Below are 15506 nucleotides of genomic sequence, written 5' to 3' on the forward strand. Positions count from 1 at the left end.
CGCGATGTCTGGCTCCGATCAAACCCGCGCCAGGCTGATCGATGTCGAACTCGATGAATCGATCGGCCGTTCGACACCCGATGTCGAGCATGAACGCGCGGTGGCGATCTTCGACCTGATCGAGGAAAACAGTTTTCAACCCGTCAATGACAGCGGCGCCGGCCCCTATCGGCTGAAACTGTCGCTGGCCGAGCAGCGCCTGGTATTTGCCGTGGCGCGCGAGGATGGTGATGCCGTCGTCACCCATATCCTGTCGCTGACGCCGCTCAGGCGCATCGTCAAGGACTATTACATGATCTGCGAAAGCTATTATGACGCCATCCGATCCTCGACGCCAAGCCACATCGAGGCGATCGACATGGGCCGCCGCGGCCTGCACAATGAAGGCTCGCAGACGCTGATGGACCGGCTTTCCGGCAAGATCGACATCGATTTCGACACGGCGCGCCGGCTGTTCACGCTGGTCTGCGTGCTGCACTGGCGGGGCTAGCCCTGGCTACGCTGCCCCGATCCATCCTGTTCCTGTGCGGCATGAACGTCGTGCGCTCGCCGATGGCCGAGCAGCTGGCGCGGCGGATGCTGCCCACCACCATCTTCGTCGCCTCGGCCGGCGTTCGCGCCGGCGAGCGCGATCCGTTCGTCGATGCGGTACTGGCCGAGGAGGGTCTCACACTGGGTGAGCGTCACCCAAGGACGATGGACGATCTCGAGGACGACTATTTCGACCTCATCGTCACGCTGGCTCCGGAAGCGCACCACGCGGCGCTTGAACTCACCCGCTCGCTCGCCGTCGAAGTCGAATACTGGCCGATGCCGGATCCCACCGATGCCGGCGGCACGCGCGAGCAGATCATGGCGGCCTACAGGGACGTACGCGAGCGGCTGAAGTTGCGCATAGGTCGACGTTTTTTGCATCCAGAAGCAAAAAACGCGACGGATTAAGCGTGTTCACAAGCGAACGATTATCATATAGGTTCCGCCGAAATTCCGGCTAGAGTCGGATGATTTCAGGTCTGTTCGACCTGAAATCTGAATCCGCCTCTAAACCAAGAAGTAGAGCATGATGTCGTCCGAAAACCGCTCCACACTTTTCGGCATCATGCTCTAAGCGCCGGAACTGCCATCCAAGCAAAGGTATCGAATGCCGAAGGAAGAAGTCCTCGAGTTTCCGGGTGTCGTGACGGAATTGTTGCCCAATGCGATGTTCCGGGTAAAACTCGAAAACGAACATGAGATCATTGCCCATACGGCCGGCCGCATGCGCAAGAACCGCATCCGCGTGCTGACCGGCGACAAGGTTCTGGTCGAGATGACGCCATACGACTTGACCAAGGGCCGCATCACCTATCGTTTCAAGTAAGCAAAGCCCGACTGGTCCGCGATGAGCATTTTGCAGAAGCTGGTGCTTGCCTCGGGTTCGCCGCGCCGGATCGAGCTCTTGCAGCAGGCCGGCATCGAGCCGGACCGCGTGCTGCCGGCCGATGTCGACGAAACGCCGCTGCGTGCCGAGCATCCGCGCTCGCTGGCCAAGCGGCTGTCGAAGGAAAAGGCCGAGAAGGCGTTCGCGTCGCTGAAAACCGAAGCCGACTACGCGCCGGGCTTCGTGCTGGCCGCGGATACGGTCGTCGCCGTCGGGCGGCGCATCCTGCCCAAGGCAGAAACCCTCGACGACGCTGCCAACTGCCTCGGGCTGTTGTCGGGCCGTTCGCACCGGGTCTATTCCGGCATCTGCCTGATCACCCCAGGTGGCAAGCTGCGTCAGCGGCTGGTCGAGACGCGGGTGCGCTTCAAGCGGCTGCCGCGCGAAGAGATCGACGCCTATGTCGCGTCGGGCGAATGGCGCGGCAAGGCCGGCGGCTACGCCGTCCAGGGTCTCGCCGGGGCGTTTGTCGTCAAGCTGGTCGGTTCCTACACCAACGTCGTCGGGCTGCCGCTCTATGAGACGGTGGCGCTGTTGAGCGGCGAAGGCTTCAAAGTGCATGGCGGATGGCTGGCGGGAACCCGGCTATGAGCATGGACGACAAGGTCACGCAACTGCGGCCAAAGCGCCCCTGCCCCGAATGCGGCAAGCCCTCGGCGCGCGACACCTTTCCGTTCTGCTCGACGCGCTGCAAGGACATCGACCTCAACCGCTGGCTGAAGGGCGCCTATGTCATCAAGGCCCGCGACGACGAGGAAGAGACGGACCCCGTCGATCCGAAATAGGTCCTCAGGCTGCCTCGTTCTTGCGCCTCACGCGCGCCCAGGCCGGCAGCCAATCGCCATGAGCCGCGAGAAGATCGTCGACCAGTGACCAGATCTGGTCGAGATCGAGTTCGGCCGCGGTGTGCGGATCCATCATCGCGGCATGATAGATGTGTTCGCGGTTCTCCGTCATCAGCGCCCGCACGGTCAGTTCCTGCACGTTGATGTTGGTGCGGATCAGCGCGGTCAATTGCGGCGGCAGCTCGCCGATATAAGTCGGCTGGATGCCGGAGGCATCGACTAGGCACGGCACTTCGGCGGCACAATCCCTGGGCAGCGAGGTGATGCAGCCATTGTTGCGGACATTGCCGTAGATCACCGAAGGTTCGCCGGTCCAGACCGAATTCATGATCGAGGAGGCATATTCCCGGGACTGCTCGACCTCGATGCGGTCGGCCGAGCGGTAGGCTTCCGCCTGCCCCTTCCAGCGCTCGATCTGTTCGATGCAGCGCTTGGGATACTCATCCAGCGGGATGCCGTACTTCTCGATCAGGTCCGGGCGTCCGTTCTTGATGAAATAGGGCGTGTATTCGGCGAAATGCTCCGAACTCTCGGTGACGAAATAGCCGAGCCTGGTCAGCATCTCGTAGCGCACCTTGTTGGGGCAGCGCGGGTTCCAGCCGGGCTTCGGCGCGCGGCCTTCGCGATAGGCGCGCACGAGATCGGGATAGAGATTGCGGTAGGAACCGTCCGGCTGGAGATGCTCGAAGCTGAGATAGAACGCCATGTGGTTGATGCCGGCCGAGCGATAGCGGATCTCTTCGTAGGGAAGGTCGAGATCGTGCGCCAGCTCCATTGCCGTGCCCTGCACCGAATGGCAGAGGCCGACCTGCCTGATGTCAGGGTATTTCTCCGCTATCGCCCAGGTGTTGATCGCCATCGGGTTGACGTATTGCAGCATGATCGCCCGCGGGCAGACGGCGAGCATGTCCTCGCAGACCTTCCACAGATGCGGCACGGTCCTGAGGCCACGCATGATGCCACCGACGCCGAGCGTGTCGGCGATCGTCTGGCGCAGGCCGTATTTCTTCGGCACTTCGAAATCGGTGACCGTGCAGGGCTCGTAGCCGCCGATCTGGAAGGCGACGACGACGAAATCAGCACCGGCAAGCGCCTTGCGCTGGTCCGAATGGGTCTCGGTCTTCGCCTTGACGCCGAGCGTCGCGATCAGCTTGTTGACGACGATGGCGCTCTCTTCCAGTCGTTGCGGATTGACGTCCATCAACGCGATCGTCGCGCCGGAAAGCGACGGGCGCTGCAGCACGTCACCGACAATGTTCTTCATGAACACCGTCGAGCCGGCGCCGATGAACGTGATCTTGGGATTTCTTGCCATGCTAACCTCCGGCATATGTTCAGGCCACGTCGAAAGCGGCCCTGACGAGCCGTTCGGTGTAGGCGGTCTTGGGATTGGACAGGACGTCGTCGACGGGGCCCTGCTCGACGATCTTGCCGTTCTGCATGACGATCACGCGATGGCACAGCGCGCGCACCACCTTGAGGTCGTGCGAGATGAAGAGGTAGCTGAGGCCGCGCTCGTCCTGCAGCTTGCGCAGCAGGTCGATGATCTGCGCCTGGACGGAGAGGTCCAGCGCCGAGGTCGGCTCGTCGAGCAGGATGAATTCGGGTTCGAGCGCTATAGCGCGGGCGATAGCGATGCGTTGGCGCTGGCCGCCGGAGAATTCGTGCGGAAACCGCGACAGTATATCGCCGGGCATGCCGGCGCTGACCAGCGCCTCGCGCACCCGTTCGACCCGCTCGCGTCGGCTCGCCCCTATGCTGTTGACGATCAGCCCTTCCTCGATGATCTGGCCGATCGTCATGCGCGGGTTGAGCGAGGAGAACGGATCCTGGAAGACGATCTGCATGCGCGAGCGCAGCGGCCGCATCTCGGCCCGCGACAGGCCGTGGATCGGCTGGCCGTCGAAACGGATCTCGCCACGCTTGGCGTCGATCAACCTCAGCAGGGTCTGGCCGAAGGTGGTCTTGCCGGAGCCGGACTCGCCGACCAGCCCCAGCGTCTCGTGGCGACACAGGCTGAGGCTGAGATCGTCGACGGCGACCAGTTCTCGCCAGTCCGGTTTCAGGAAGGTGCCGTGGCGCAGCATGAATGAGACGCGCACGCCGCTCGCCTCGAGAATGGTGCCGCAGCCCTCAGGCAGCGGTTTCGGCTGCCCGCGCGGCTCGGAAGCCAGCAGTCGCCGCGTATAGGGATGCCGCGGATCGGCAAAGAGCCGTTCGGTCACGTTGTGCTCGCACATTTCGCCATGCTGCATGACATAGACGTAGTCGGAGAACTGGCGCACCACGGTCAGGTCGTGGGTGATCAGGATCACCGCCATGCGCAGCTCTTTCTGCAGGCTGCGGATCAGGTTCAGGATCTGCGCCTGGACGGTGACGTCGAGCGCCGTGGTCGGCTCATCGGCGATCAGAACATCGGGATTGTTGGCCAGCGCCATGGCGATCATCACCCGCTGGCGCTGTCCGCCTGAGAGCTGATGCGGGTATTGCCTGAGCCGCGCGGCCGGATCGGGAATCTGCACGTGCTGCAGAAGTTCGAGTGCTCGCGCCCACGCCTGCTTGCGGCTGACCTTGCGATGCACCCTGATCGCCTCGACGATCTGGCTGCCGACCGTATAGATCGGGTTGAGCGAGCTCATCGGCTCCTGGAAGATCATCGAGATGCGGTTGCCGCGCAGCTTGCGCCGGGCGCTCTCGGGAAATTTCAGGATGTTTTGCCCGTCATAACAGACGCTCGACCCGGGCGACACCGTGGCGCGCCGCGACAGCAGGCCCATGACGGTGCGCGCCGTCACCGACTTGCCGGAACCGGATTCGCCGACGATTGCGATGGTCTCGCCGCGATAGAGCTGGAACGAGATGTCCTTGACCGCGTCGACGACGCCATGCTCGACCTTGAAGGCCACGGCGACGTTGCGGGCGTCGATGACGGGTTGGTCCTGGCGTCCATCATGGTCGTGACGAACGGTTGGTGCGAAGGATTCGGCGAGCGCGACGGTCATCTGTGCCACCTCAATAGGGATCGACGGCGTCGCGCAGGCCGTCGCCCAGCGCGTTGAAGGCAAAGACGGTGACGAGCACGAAACCGACCGGCGACAGGATCCAGGGATAGGTGCCGATGACGGAATAGGTCGCGGTGTCCTGCAGCATCAGGCCCCACGAGATCAGCGGCGGCTTGACGGCGAAGCCGAGGAACCCGAGGAAGGATTCGAGCAGCACCACCGTCGGGATCGCCAGCGTGACGGCGACGATCACATGGCTCATCACGTTGGGGAAAATGTGCTGCATGATGATGCGCCGGTCGGTGGCGCCGACCGCCATGGCGGCTCGCACATACTCGATCCGCGCCAGCGCCAAAGTCTTGCCGCGCACCTCGCGCGACATCTGCGCCCAGCCCAGTGCCGACATGACGATGATGACGAAAGCGAGGAAGACATTGGTGGGAGCAGTAACCGGGATCAATGTCGTCAGCGCCAGGTAAAGCGGCAGTTGCGGGAAAGCGAGCACGAGTTCCACGAAACGCTGCATCCAGACATCGAACCTGCCGCCAAAATAGCCGGAGACCATGCCGACGGTGGTGCCGATGACGGTGATGATGAAGACGACCGTCAGCGCGATCATCAGCGAGACGCGCGAGCCATGGATGGCGCGCGACAGCACGTCGCGGCCGAATTTGTCCGTGCCGAGGAAATGTACCGGCTGGCCATCCAGTGAGCCGAACAAATGCCGGTCCGCCGGGATGAGCCCAAACAGCTTGTAGGGTGCGCCGTGCGCAAAGAAACCAAGCAGCCTCGGATGGTCATAGTCAGGACCAACGACAGGCTGGAAGGTGACCGGATCGAGATCCGCCGAATCGGCGAGCGCATAGACCCTCGGCCGAGCGGTGAAACCGCCGTCCTTGTCATGGAAAACAGGCACCTGCGGCGGAGCGAAGCCGACGTCCGTGACCTTCGGGTCCATCGGCGCGATGAACTCGGCGAACACGGCCATCACCAACAGGAGCACGACAAGCCAAAGCCCGGCCATGCCGGTCCAGGAGCGCTTCAGCCGGCGCCAGACAAGCGCGATGTAGCTTTCGTTGCCGCGCGCCGGTCTGGCCACGATGGGGCCCTCGGCCGGCAGAGGCGAAGGTGATGGATCGCGCGCCAACATTTCTAACCCTCCCCGAACTGGCGCACGCGCGGATCGAGCAGGACCAGCAGCATGTCGGCGATGATGTTGCCGACGATCAACGTCGCCGACAGCACCATCATGAAGGTGGCGGTCACATAGACGTCGCCGACGGCCATGGAGCCGACGATCGCCGGCCCGACAGTCGGCAGCGCGAAGATGATCGCCGTCTCGATCTCACCGGTCAGCATGTAGGGCAGCACCACGCCTTGATACATGACGAGCGGGTGCAGCGCGTTGGGCACGGCGTGACGCATGACGACAGCAGTGCCAGTCAACCCCTTGGCCCTGGCCGTCTCGACATATTGCGCGTTGAGCGTGTCGAGCAGATTGCCGCGCATGACACGCATATTGTAGGCGAGGCCGCCGAATGTGGCGATCGCCACGACCGGCCAGACATGCTTGACCAGGTCGACGAATTTGGCCCACGACCACGGAGCGCCGCCATATTGCGGCGAGAAGAAGCTGCCGATCTCTGACACGTTGAACTGGAAGACCAGGAGATAGACGATGATCAGCGCCATCAGGAAACGCGGCACCGTCATGCCGAGGAAGGAGATGGCCGAAAGCGTCGAGTCGATCCAGGTGTATTGCCGGGTCGCCGCCCATATGCCGAATGTGATGCCGAGCACCGAGGCGAGCAGATGGCAGACCAGTGCCAGAATGAGCGTGCGCGGCAAACGCTCGCCGACCACATCGGCGACCGGCTTGTTGTAGTAGAGGCTGTAGCCGAAATCGCCGCGGGTGACGATGCCGCCGATCCAGTTGAGATACTGCACGGGCAGCGGCTTATCGAGGCCATGCTCGATGCGATAGGCCTGGGCCTGCGCGTCGGCCTCGGCGAAGGAGGCGCCGCCCTGGTTGATCGCCTGCGAGCGGATGTAGTCGGCATAGTCGCCCGGCGGCGCCTGGATGATGGCGAAGGTGACTAGGCTCAGAATAGCGAGGACCGGTAGCGCCGACGCTATGCGCGTGAGCAGGAATCGCAACATGGACGGTCCGTTTCTTGTCTCGCCGATCGCGCCTGTGGTTGCGTCCGGAGGTTGGTTTTGTCGGGCCCCGCCGGGGGCGCGGCCCGAATTCTCTCGGTCAGGGGAGGTAAACCTAATTCATCGGACCTTTTTCTCCGGGCTTGCCGGGCAGCTCCTCAGGGAACAATTCGTATTTCGCCTGCTTGTCGGCCGCGACAAAGACGCGTTCGCGGATGATCGAGTCCTCGGCCCAGTTGAACATGAAGATCGGCGTGCCCTGCGGGATGTTCGAGAAACGCTTGTTGACGATCAGCGCGCCAGGATATTCCGTCAGGCCGACATTGTAGACGTGCTCCGTCGAGATCTTCTGGAATTGTTTCATCAGGCTGGCGCGCTGGTCATTGTCCTGCGTCGAGACGAACTTGTTGACGATGTCGACGAGGTCCTTTTCGAACGGCATCAGATCGACCTCGCCGTTTTCCGGCGCACGATGGTCCCAACTGGTGCGTGGACCGACCGGGACAAGCTGCACGGTGTTCTGCACCACCGACGTCAGTTCCTGTTCGTTGCGTCGGACCAGCCAATCGAAGCGGCCGGAATATTGCGACGCATCGCGCTGGGTGCCGTTGAGCCCGTTGAGCACGACCCGAATTCCAAGCTTTTCCATCTGGGCGACGACGCCTTCGGCAAGGCTCTTGTCGGTGGTGTAGTCGTTGTTGACCAACATTACGATTTCGACATTCTTGCCGCCGGCAGTGCCGGAAGGGAAGTTCACGAAACCGTCGCCGTCCGTATCCTTGAGGCCGGCCTTGGCGAGTTCGGCCTTGGCGCCCTCGAGGTCGAAGGGGTAGTAGACGGTCGAATCGCGGTCATAGAAGCTGGTGCCCGACGACAGGCCGCCGGGATAGATGGCGGTGAACGGCCCCTTGACCAGCGAGTCGCCGAGCGCCTTGCGGTCGAGCGCCATGGTGACGCCCTTGCGGAAGTCCTCGTTGCGGTTCAGCTCGCGGATCGCCTGACCGCGCTCGTCCGGGTTGCCCCAGCCATTGGCCGAAAAATTCATGCGCAGATTGTAGCCGATGAGCCGCGGGCCGAAGGCCAGGCGGGCCGGCGCATTTGCTTCCGCCGCGCGCTTCAGCGAGGCGACGAAGTTCTCCGGCTGTTCCAGGTTGGAGAAGTCGGCCGAGCCGGCGACCGCCTGGACGTCGCGATCGGCCCAGGTCGACAGCTTGTACTGCAGCTCGTTGAGGTAAGGCAGCTGGTTGCCCTTCTCGTCGACCTTCCAATAGTAGGGGTTGCGGCGCAGGACGATGATGTCGTCAGGCCGGTATTCGACCGGCACCCAGGCGCCCATCACTGGCAGGTTCATATATTCCGGCGGAAAGGCGTTCTTGAACTGGTCGTAGGTGTTCTTCGAATATTTCGGATGCTGCGGCTTCAGAATATGCGCGGGGCCGGGACAGAAAGTGCCATAGGCCATCGCATAGAGATATTGCTTCGGGAACGCATCCTTGAAGGTCCACTCGACGGTGTTGTCGTCGATCTTCTTCAGCGTCGTGCCGACACCGAAGGTTTCCGGCGTCGCTCCGTTCAGCGGCGAAACGTTCGGGTCGACGACCTCGTCGTCCCAGTAGAACATGACGTCGTCGGCATTGAAGGCAACGCCATCCGACCATTTAGCGCCTTCGACCAGGTGCATGGTCAGCTTGTGGCCATCCTTCGACCAGTCCCAGCTCCTGGCCAGGTTCGGCAGCGGTTCGGTGTCCTTCGCCTCGACCTGGAACAGCGGCGCGGTGCGTGTCAGGCATTCGGAAAGGCCTATATCGATGCCGCCCCAGCCTTGCGTCTGGCCGGCGCCGTAGTTCCAGCCTTCCGGCCGTCCGCCGATGACATGGCGCATCGTATCACCATAGACGCCGATGCCGTCCTGCATGTTGCCCGTCTTGAAGACCAGCGGCTCTTTCGGCAGCCTGTCCTTGACCGGCGGCAGCTTGCCGGTCTTGACGTATTTATCGGTGACCCAGTCGGGCTCGTGATATTCGGGCAGCGCCTTGAACTCCAGAATGGAGTCACGCGCGACATAGTTGATCTTGCCCTCGGCGGGGAACGGCGTTGGCGCCGGTGGAACCGTCGGCTCGGAAGCGTATGCATTGAGTGCCGAGACCGAGACGCTCAGCGCCAGTCCGGCAGCAAGGCCGATATTGTGTAAATTCCTCACTGTCTCTCTCCCTCTTGTTTATTCGGAGCAGTTTTGCCCTGCTCCGCTTCTCCTCGAATTCAAAAGGCTTCATGGCAGTGGATCCGCCTCCCGTGGATCCACCATCACCGCATGTGGTTTCAGCCGGCTTGCTTCAGCGCGGCTTTTTCGGCGCGCAATTCCTCGATCGAGCGAACGCTGCGCCGTGCGGCGCCCGCCCACTCGCGGGTCTTCACCTGAGATGTCGACAGCCGCTCCCTGGCGGCCGGAACCCCATGGGCGTATTGCGGCAGCCATGCTGCCTGCGCGACGACCATTTCGTCGACCATCTGCCAGACCTCCTCCGGCGTCGAAACCGCGCCGACCAGCGGGTCGTGCAGCACGGCGAGCTTCAACAGATCGATGTCGCCTGATATCGCCGCATGCACCGACATGCGCTGGACATTGATCGAGGAGATGCAGGTGGCGGCGCAGGCTTCCGGCAGCGTGATGCCGGCAGCCATGTTGATGCCGAAACGGTCGACGAAGCCGGGCGACTCGATGATGGCATCCTGCGGCAGGTTGGTGATCACCCCATCGTTCTTGACATTGAAGTGGCCGCGATAAACACGGTTGGTCTCCAGCGCCTCCAATATGTGGCTGGCATGCTCGTTGGAGCGCTTCTCCTGGTCGATCGGCTTTGACGCCGCTTCGAGGAACTGCGGATACTCCGTCTCGAACCAGTTGCGGGTTTCGGTGGAGTAACGAAGATAACCACCCGTTTCACCGTGGATCCAGTCGGACATGTCGATCCAGCGCGTAATCTCGTCGGGACGTTTGCGATACCAGGGCAGATATTCGGAAAGATGGCCGTTGCTTTCGGTCGAATAGACGCCGAAGCGCTTCAGGACATCGATGCGCAACTTCTCCTGTTGCGAATAGACCGGATGCGCCTCGAAGGCGGCCACCAATTCATCCTTGCCGATGGGGCGGCCGTTCAGGCGCAGGTCGATGAACCAGGTCTGGTGGTTAATGCCGGAACAGACATAGTCGAGTTCCTGCCTGGACTTCGCGCCGAGGACCTCGGCGATCTGCTCGGCTCCGTGCTGGACCCCGTGGCAGAGCCCGACAGTGTCGACCTTGCCGTATTCGATCGCTGCCCAAGTGTTCATCGCCATCGGGTTGGCATAGTTCAGGAATTTGACGTTCGTCTCGGCGACCTCGCGGATGTCCTTGCAGAAATCCAGGATCACCGGGATGTTGCGCTGGCCATAGAGAATGCCGCCGGCGCAGATCGTATCGCCGACGCACTGGTCGATGCCATATTTCAGGGGAATGCGGATATCGTCGGCATAGGCTTCCAGACCGCCGACCCGCACGCAGCTGATGACATAGCGAGCACCTTCCAGTGCCTTGCGGCGGTCGGTGGTCGCCGTCACCTTGGTCGGCAACCTGTTTGCCTCGACGATCCTGTCGAGGATCGCCTTGATCATCTGGAGATTGTGCTCGCTGACGTCGGTCAACGCGAATTCGATGTCCTTGAATTCGGGCACGCACAGGATGTCGGTGAACAATTTCTTGGTGAAGCCGACGCTGCCTGCACCGATGATAGCGATTTTGAAACTCATCAGCCGCACCTCATTCCATTCGAATTGCAGGCAAGGAATGACAATGGGAAGTTGTAGCCACATGCCGTGACATGTATGCGTGACAAGCCGGAATCCGGCCTGCCAACCTCCCCGTCCGCTCCTCGACTACGGATCTCTCTCGCTTTTCGACGGGGATTATGCGCTTATTCGCGAGCGCGACCAGAGAAGGATTATGCTTTCGAGGGTAATTTTGTGCTGCATGATTTAATAGCCAACGGACAATCCATGCGTACGATCTCGCTGCCGCGCGGTCGCCAGCGCCTGCACGCCATGCCGACGAGCACGGGCTATGAGGTGCGCGAGGACGAGATCTACGATTGGGACGGCCGCAAGCGTGGCCAGACACCGTTCACCGTGCTCCAGCACACGATCAGCGGAGCCGGCCGGCTGCGCTACGAAAACCGCAACTACCGCCTTCAGAAGAACGACACATTGCTGGTGCTGGTGCCGCACAACCACCGCTACTGGCTGGCTGGGGATGAGCGCTGGGAGTATTTCTGGATTTCGATGAACGGCGAGGAAGCGCTGCGCATCCATAAGTCGATCCTCGGCGTCTCTGGTCCTGTATTTCGGCTGCAGCCGGCGACGATCGATCATCTTGCCGATTGCAGCCTGCGCCTGATCAAAGGGGCCGCTTCGCCGGGTGCTGCTTCGGCGATAGCCTACGAGGCTGCGATGGCGCTCTATGACGATGTCTTCGGCTCCCACGCCTTTGCCGAAAAACAGAGTGTCATGCAGCCGGTCATCGATCACATTGGTGCCAATCTCGACAAACCGCTGCCGGTGGCGGACCTGGTCCAGATCAGCGGGCTCAGCCGGGCCCATTTCTCACGCTGTTTCGCTGAGAGCGAAGGCCTGCCGCCCGCCGAATTCGTGCTGCAGCAGCGCCTGCAACGCGCGGCGAAGCTGCTGACCAAGGCGGATTTCCTGCCGGTGAAGGAAGTCGCCATCCTGTGCGGCTTCGAGGACGCGAACTATTTTTCGAAGGTCTTCCGCCGCTGCTACGGCATCACGCCAAGCCAATTCCGCACCACCGGTATGTATGCCAACATGCGAACGCCGGCCAGGCGCGGCGTCAGGGTCTCCGATGACGAGACCTGACGTCGCCGCTGTTGAACAAGGCAGCTAAACTAGGCAGCGCGCAGACTGCCGCCATCCAGCCATTCGAGATCGGCCGGTGAAAGCGTGATGTCGAGGGCGAGTAGGCTGTCGTCCAACTCGTCAAGCGTGCGCGGCCCGATCAGTGGGATGGATGGAAAGGGCTGAGCGAGCACATAGGCGAGCGCTATATGGATTGGGCTCTTGCTCAGTCTCGCGGCAAGTTCGATCGCTCGGTCGCGGCGGCCGAAATTCCGCTCCGAGTACCAGACCCGCACCAGTTCCTCATTGTCGTGCTTGTCGCGTCCGGCGCGATCGGTGAAGAAGCCACGCCCCTGGCTCGACCAGGCGAAATTCGGCATCTGCCTGGATGTCAGCCAGGCCTTCCACGCATCCGTGGAGGACGTGACGCAGCCAGCCCAGATCGGCTCCAGCATTTCGGCCAGCGAGAAATTATTGGACAGCGCGCCGGGCTTTTGCTTGCCGGTGCGTTCGGCATAGGCAATGGCCTCATCCATGCGTTCCATCGTCCAGTTCGAGCCGCCGAATGGGCCGCGGATGCAGCCAGCCTTCACCTCGCGATCCATCGCATCGACGAATTCGCCGACCGGCACATCCGGATTGTCGCGGTGCATGAAATAGACATCGACGTGGTCGGTCTGCAGGCGGTCGAGCGACTGGTCGAGCTGCTTGCCGATCACGTCGGGATAGCAGAGCGGCGAATGCGCGCCCTTGGCGATGATCACCGATTGCGCGCGCACGCCGCGGTTTTTCAACCACTCGCCAAGCAGCTTCTCGGTATAGCCGGCGCCGTAGACATAGCCCGTATCGAACAGATTGCCGCCAGCCTCGAAAAAGGCGTCGAGCAGGATCGAGCCTGAGGAAAACGTGCGGAAATCCTCAAAGCCGAGCGCCACCACCGACGCCGGCTTCGACAGGCCGGGAATAGTGCGCTTTGCGATCGCCGTGCCGCCGAACCGCAGAGGCCGGCCGGAAATGGTGTTGGTGCGTTGCTGGGCCTTCTCGATCTCGTATTCGAGGCCGGCTGCCGCCCGCCATCTGTCCAGCACACGCAAGGTGCCGAGGCTTTCCGCCCAGGCCATGCCCGGCCAGGCGAATTCCTGCCGCCCGGCGCGGATGGCCTCACCGGCTGCGTCGACCTCGAAAGAATAGACATGGCGCTTCTCGTTGACGCTGATGGTCTCGCGCGTGCCATCGGATGCAATGACGTCGATTTGGCCGAGACCAACGTCGCGGTTGCCGCCGGCGAACCAGAAGTCCGGCACCTCGATGCGGCCTTTGGTGCCGAGGATGCGCAGAACATTGTCCTGGTTAAGCGAGATGCTGCAGGAGACTTCGGCGACAATGCCACCCGGGAAATGCAGCAGCGCCGAGGCCCATTCGTCGACGCCGGACTGGCCAAGATGGGCAGTGCCGACCACCTTGTCAGGCTCGGCGAAGGGTTTTCCGGCTGCGGCGCCGGCAATCAACCGCACCATCGAGACGGGATAGCCGCCGACGTCAAGAATGCCGCCGCCGGCGAGATCATTGGCATAGAGCCGGTGTTCCGGCATGAAGCGCGGCATGGCGAAGCCGAAACTCGACTTGATCATCCTGATCTCGCCGATGACACCAGACCTGATCAGCTCGACCAACTTCAGCGTCTGCGGATGCAGGCGGTACATGAAGGCTTCGCCGAGAAACGTGCCGGCCTTGCGCGCGGCATGCATCATGGCGTCGGCCTCGAAGGCGGTCAGCGCTAGCGGCTTTTCGCACAGCACATGCTTTCCGGCCTCGGCCGCCTTGATCGCCCATTGCGCATGGCCGGGATGCGGTATCGAAATGTAGACCGCGTCGACGTCGGGATCGGCGAGCAAGGCATCGTAGCCGTCGAGGATGCGGGCGCCGGGAAAACTCTCGGCGAGGCCAGGCTTGGCGGGATTGCGGGCACCGATGGCGACCAGCTTTCCAGTGCGCGAATCGGCCACGCCGCCGGCAAAGGACTGGGCGATGCTGCCCGGACCGAGAATGCCCCAGCGAATGGGCGTGGTTGCAGTCATTGTCATTCTCCTTGGAGGCTGGAAAGGACGGCCGGTCAGCGCAGCCGCAGTCCTTTTTCATCGAACAGGTAGGATTTGCGGATGGAAACGGTGATTTCGGACGTATCGGGAACCTTTGCCGCGTCGCGCTGGATCACCACGTCTTCACCATTGGCCGTTCTGGTGTAGAGGAAGCTCGTGCCGCCGAGGTGCTCGACCACGTCGATGCCGACAACGAGGTCGGCGCCCCCTTCTCCCGCACTGCCGAAATGTTCAGGCCGCACGCCGACGATGACCTTGCTCCCCGTTTCGGGCATGGCGCCTGTGAGCGGCTGAGTGAAACGGGTCTTCTCCTGCCCCGCCAGTTCGACGATCACGCCACGCGCATCATGCCCGACAATATGAGCCTTGATGAAGTTCATCTTCGGCGAGCCGACAAAGCCCGCCACGAATTGGTTGTCGGGATTGTCATAGAGATCGAGCGGCCGGCCGATCTGCTCGATATGGCCGGCGCGCATCACGACGATCCTGTCGGCGAGCGTCATCGCCTCGGTCTGGTCGTGCGTGACATAGATCATGGTGGCGCCGAGTTCCTTGTGCAGCCGAGAGATCTCGACCCGCATCTGGACGCGCAGTTCGGCGTCGAGATTAGAGAGCGGCTCGTCGAACAGGAAGACCTGCGGCTCGCGCACGATGGCGCGACCTATGGCGACGCGCTGGCGCTGGCCGCCGGAGAGTTTTTTCGGGCGCCTGTCCATCAATTCGCTGATGCGCAGGATCTCGGCCGCCCGCTTCACCCGCCGATTGGTGTCGGCCTTCGGGTTACCGGTCATGCGCAGCCCGAAGCTCAGATTCTGTTCGACGCTCATGTGCGGATAGAGGGCATAGGACTGGAACACCATGGCGATGCCGCGGTCGGCCGGCTCGACATCGTTCACAACCTTGCCGCCGATGGCGATCTCGCCGTCGCTGATATCCTCGAGCCCGGCGATCATTCTGAGCAGCGTGGACTTGCCGCAGCCGGAGGGGCCGACGAAGACGACGAATTCGCCGTCCTTGACGTCGATGCTGGCGCCATGGACGACCTCGAAGACGCCGAAGCGCTTGACTACATTGTTCAGCGTAACCGTTGCCATTC

At 62.3% G+C, this 15506-nt stretch carries 14 protein-coding genes; 6 read left to right on the forward strand and 8 right to left on the reverse strand.

All coding sequences use genetic code 11. The annotated features are described in order from the left end of the window. Positions 1–4: 4 nt before the first annotated feature. From NKI38_RS02240 to yacG, 5 genes are all read left to right on the forward strand, one after another. On the forward strand, positions 5–490 hold the full coding sequence (locus NKI38_RS02240) for a UPF0262 family protein (protein WP_352628419.1): 486 nt from the start codon (positions 5–7) through the stop codon (positions 488–490). After that, a complete protein-coding gene (locus NKI38_RS02245; protein WP_352654562.1) occupies positions 478–942 on the forward strand; it encodes an arsenate-mycothiol transferase ArsC in 465 nt (154 codons plus the stop codon). The genes NKI38_RS02240 and NKI38_RS02245 overlap by 13 nt, the downstream gene beginning before the upstream one ends. 199 nt (positions 943–1141) lie before the next feature. Next, on the forward strand, positions 1142–1360 hold the full coding sequence (gene infA, locus NKI38_RS02250; RefSeq protein WP_006200926.1) for a translation initiation factor IF-1: 219 nt from the start codon (positions 1142–1144) through the stop codon (positions 1358–1360). A gap of 21 nt (positions 1361–1381) precedes the next feature. Continuing rightward, entirely contained in the window at positions 1382–2011 is a 630-nt protein-coding gene (locus tag NKI38_RS02255) for a Maf-like protein (protein ID WP_352654441.1), read from the forward strand. Continuing rightward, complete coding sequence (gene yacG / locus NKI38_RS02260; protein WP_352654443.1) at positions 2008–2205, forward strand: DNA gyrase inhibitor YacG; 198 nt, start codon at positions 2008–2010, stop codon at positions 2203–2205. Before NKI38_RS02255 ends, yacG begins: the two co-directional genes overlap by 4 nt. Positions 2206–2209: 4 nt before the next feature. Here the strand turns inward: yacG and NKI38_RS02265 are convergent, their stop codons facing one another. From NKI38_RS02265 to NKI38_RS02290, 6 genes are all read right to left on the reverse strand, one after another. Further along, the gene (locus tag NKI38_RS02265) at positions 2210–3580 is read right to left on the reverse strand and encodes an alpha-glucosidase/alpha-galactosidase (RefSeq protein ID WP_352654444.1); all 1371 of its coding nucleotides are present in this window, start codon (positions 3578–3580) and stop codon (positions 2210–2212) included. 19 nt (positions 3581–3599) lie between these two features. After that, positions 3600–5267 (reverse strand): ABC transporter ATP-binding protein, encoded by a 1668-nt coding sequence (locus NKI38_RS02270; RefSeq protein ID WP_352654446.1) that lies wholly within the window; start codon positions 5265–5267, stop codon positions 3600–3602. 10 nt (positions 5268–5277) lie between these two features. Further along, a complete protein-coding gene (locus NKI38_RS02275) occupies positions 5278–6417 on the reverse strand; it encodes an ABC transporter permease (protein WP_352654448.1) in 1140 nt (379 codons plus the stop codon). A gap of 2 nt (positions 6418–6419) precedes the next feature. After that, positions 6420–7427: an ABC transporter permease gene (locus NKI38_RS02280; RefSeq protein ID WP_352654450.1), complete on the reverse strand. Its 1008-nt coding sequence runs from the start codon at positions 7425–7427 to the stop codon at positions 6420–6422. Between the two features lie 112 nt (positions 7428–7539). Next, positions 7540–9624 (reverse strand): ABC transporter substrate-binding protein, encoded by a 2085-nt coding sequence (locus tag NKI38_RS02285; protein WP_352654452.1) that lies wholly within the window; start codon positions 9622–9624, stop codon positions 7540–7542. A 119-nt stretch (positions 9625–9743) separates the two neighbouring features. Next, entirely contained in the window at positions 9744–11210 is a 1467-nt protein-coding gene (locus NKI38_RS02290; protein ID WP_352654454.1) for an alpha-glucosidase/alpha-galactosidase, read from the reverse strand. Positions 11211–11285: 75 nt separating this feature from the next. Between NKI38_RS02290 and NKI38_RS02295 the strand changes: the two genes are divergently transcribed. Beyond that, positions 11286–12332: an AraC family ligand binding domain-containing protein gene (locus NKI38_RS02295; protein ID WP_502899237.1), complete on the forward strand. Its 1047-nt coding sequence runs from the start codon at positions 11286–11288 to the stop codon at positions 12330–12332. 29 nt (positions 12333–12361) lie between these two features. On the opposite strand, the gene NKI38_RS02300 is transcribed toward NKI38_RS02295, so the two are convergent. Then, positions 12362–14389 (reverse strand): aldo/keto reductase, encoded by a 2028-nt coding sequence (locus NKI38_RS02300; RefSeq protein WP_352654458.1) that lies wholly within the window; start codon positions 14387–14389, stop codon positions 12362–12364. Positions 14390–14424: 35 nt separating this feature from the next. Beyond that, complete coding sequence (locus NKI38_RS02305; protein ID WP_352654460.1) at positions 14425–15504, reverse strand: ABC transporter ATP-binding protein; 1080 nt, start codon at positions 15502–15504, stop codon at positions 14425–14427. Positions 15505–15506 lie beyond the last annotated feature (2 nt).

This window comes from Mesorhizobium sp. M0621 (genome assembly GCF_040320745.1).
Taxonomy (GTDB): Bacteria; Pseudomonadota; Alphaproteobacteria; order Rhizobiales; family Rhizobiaceae; genus Mesorhizobium.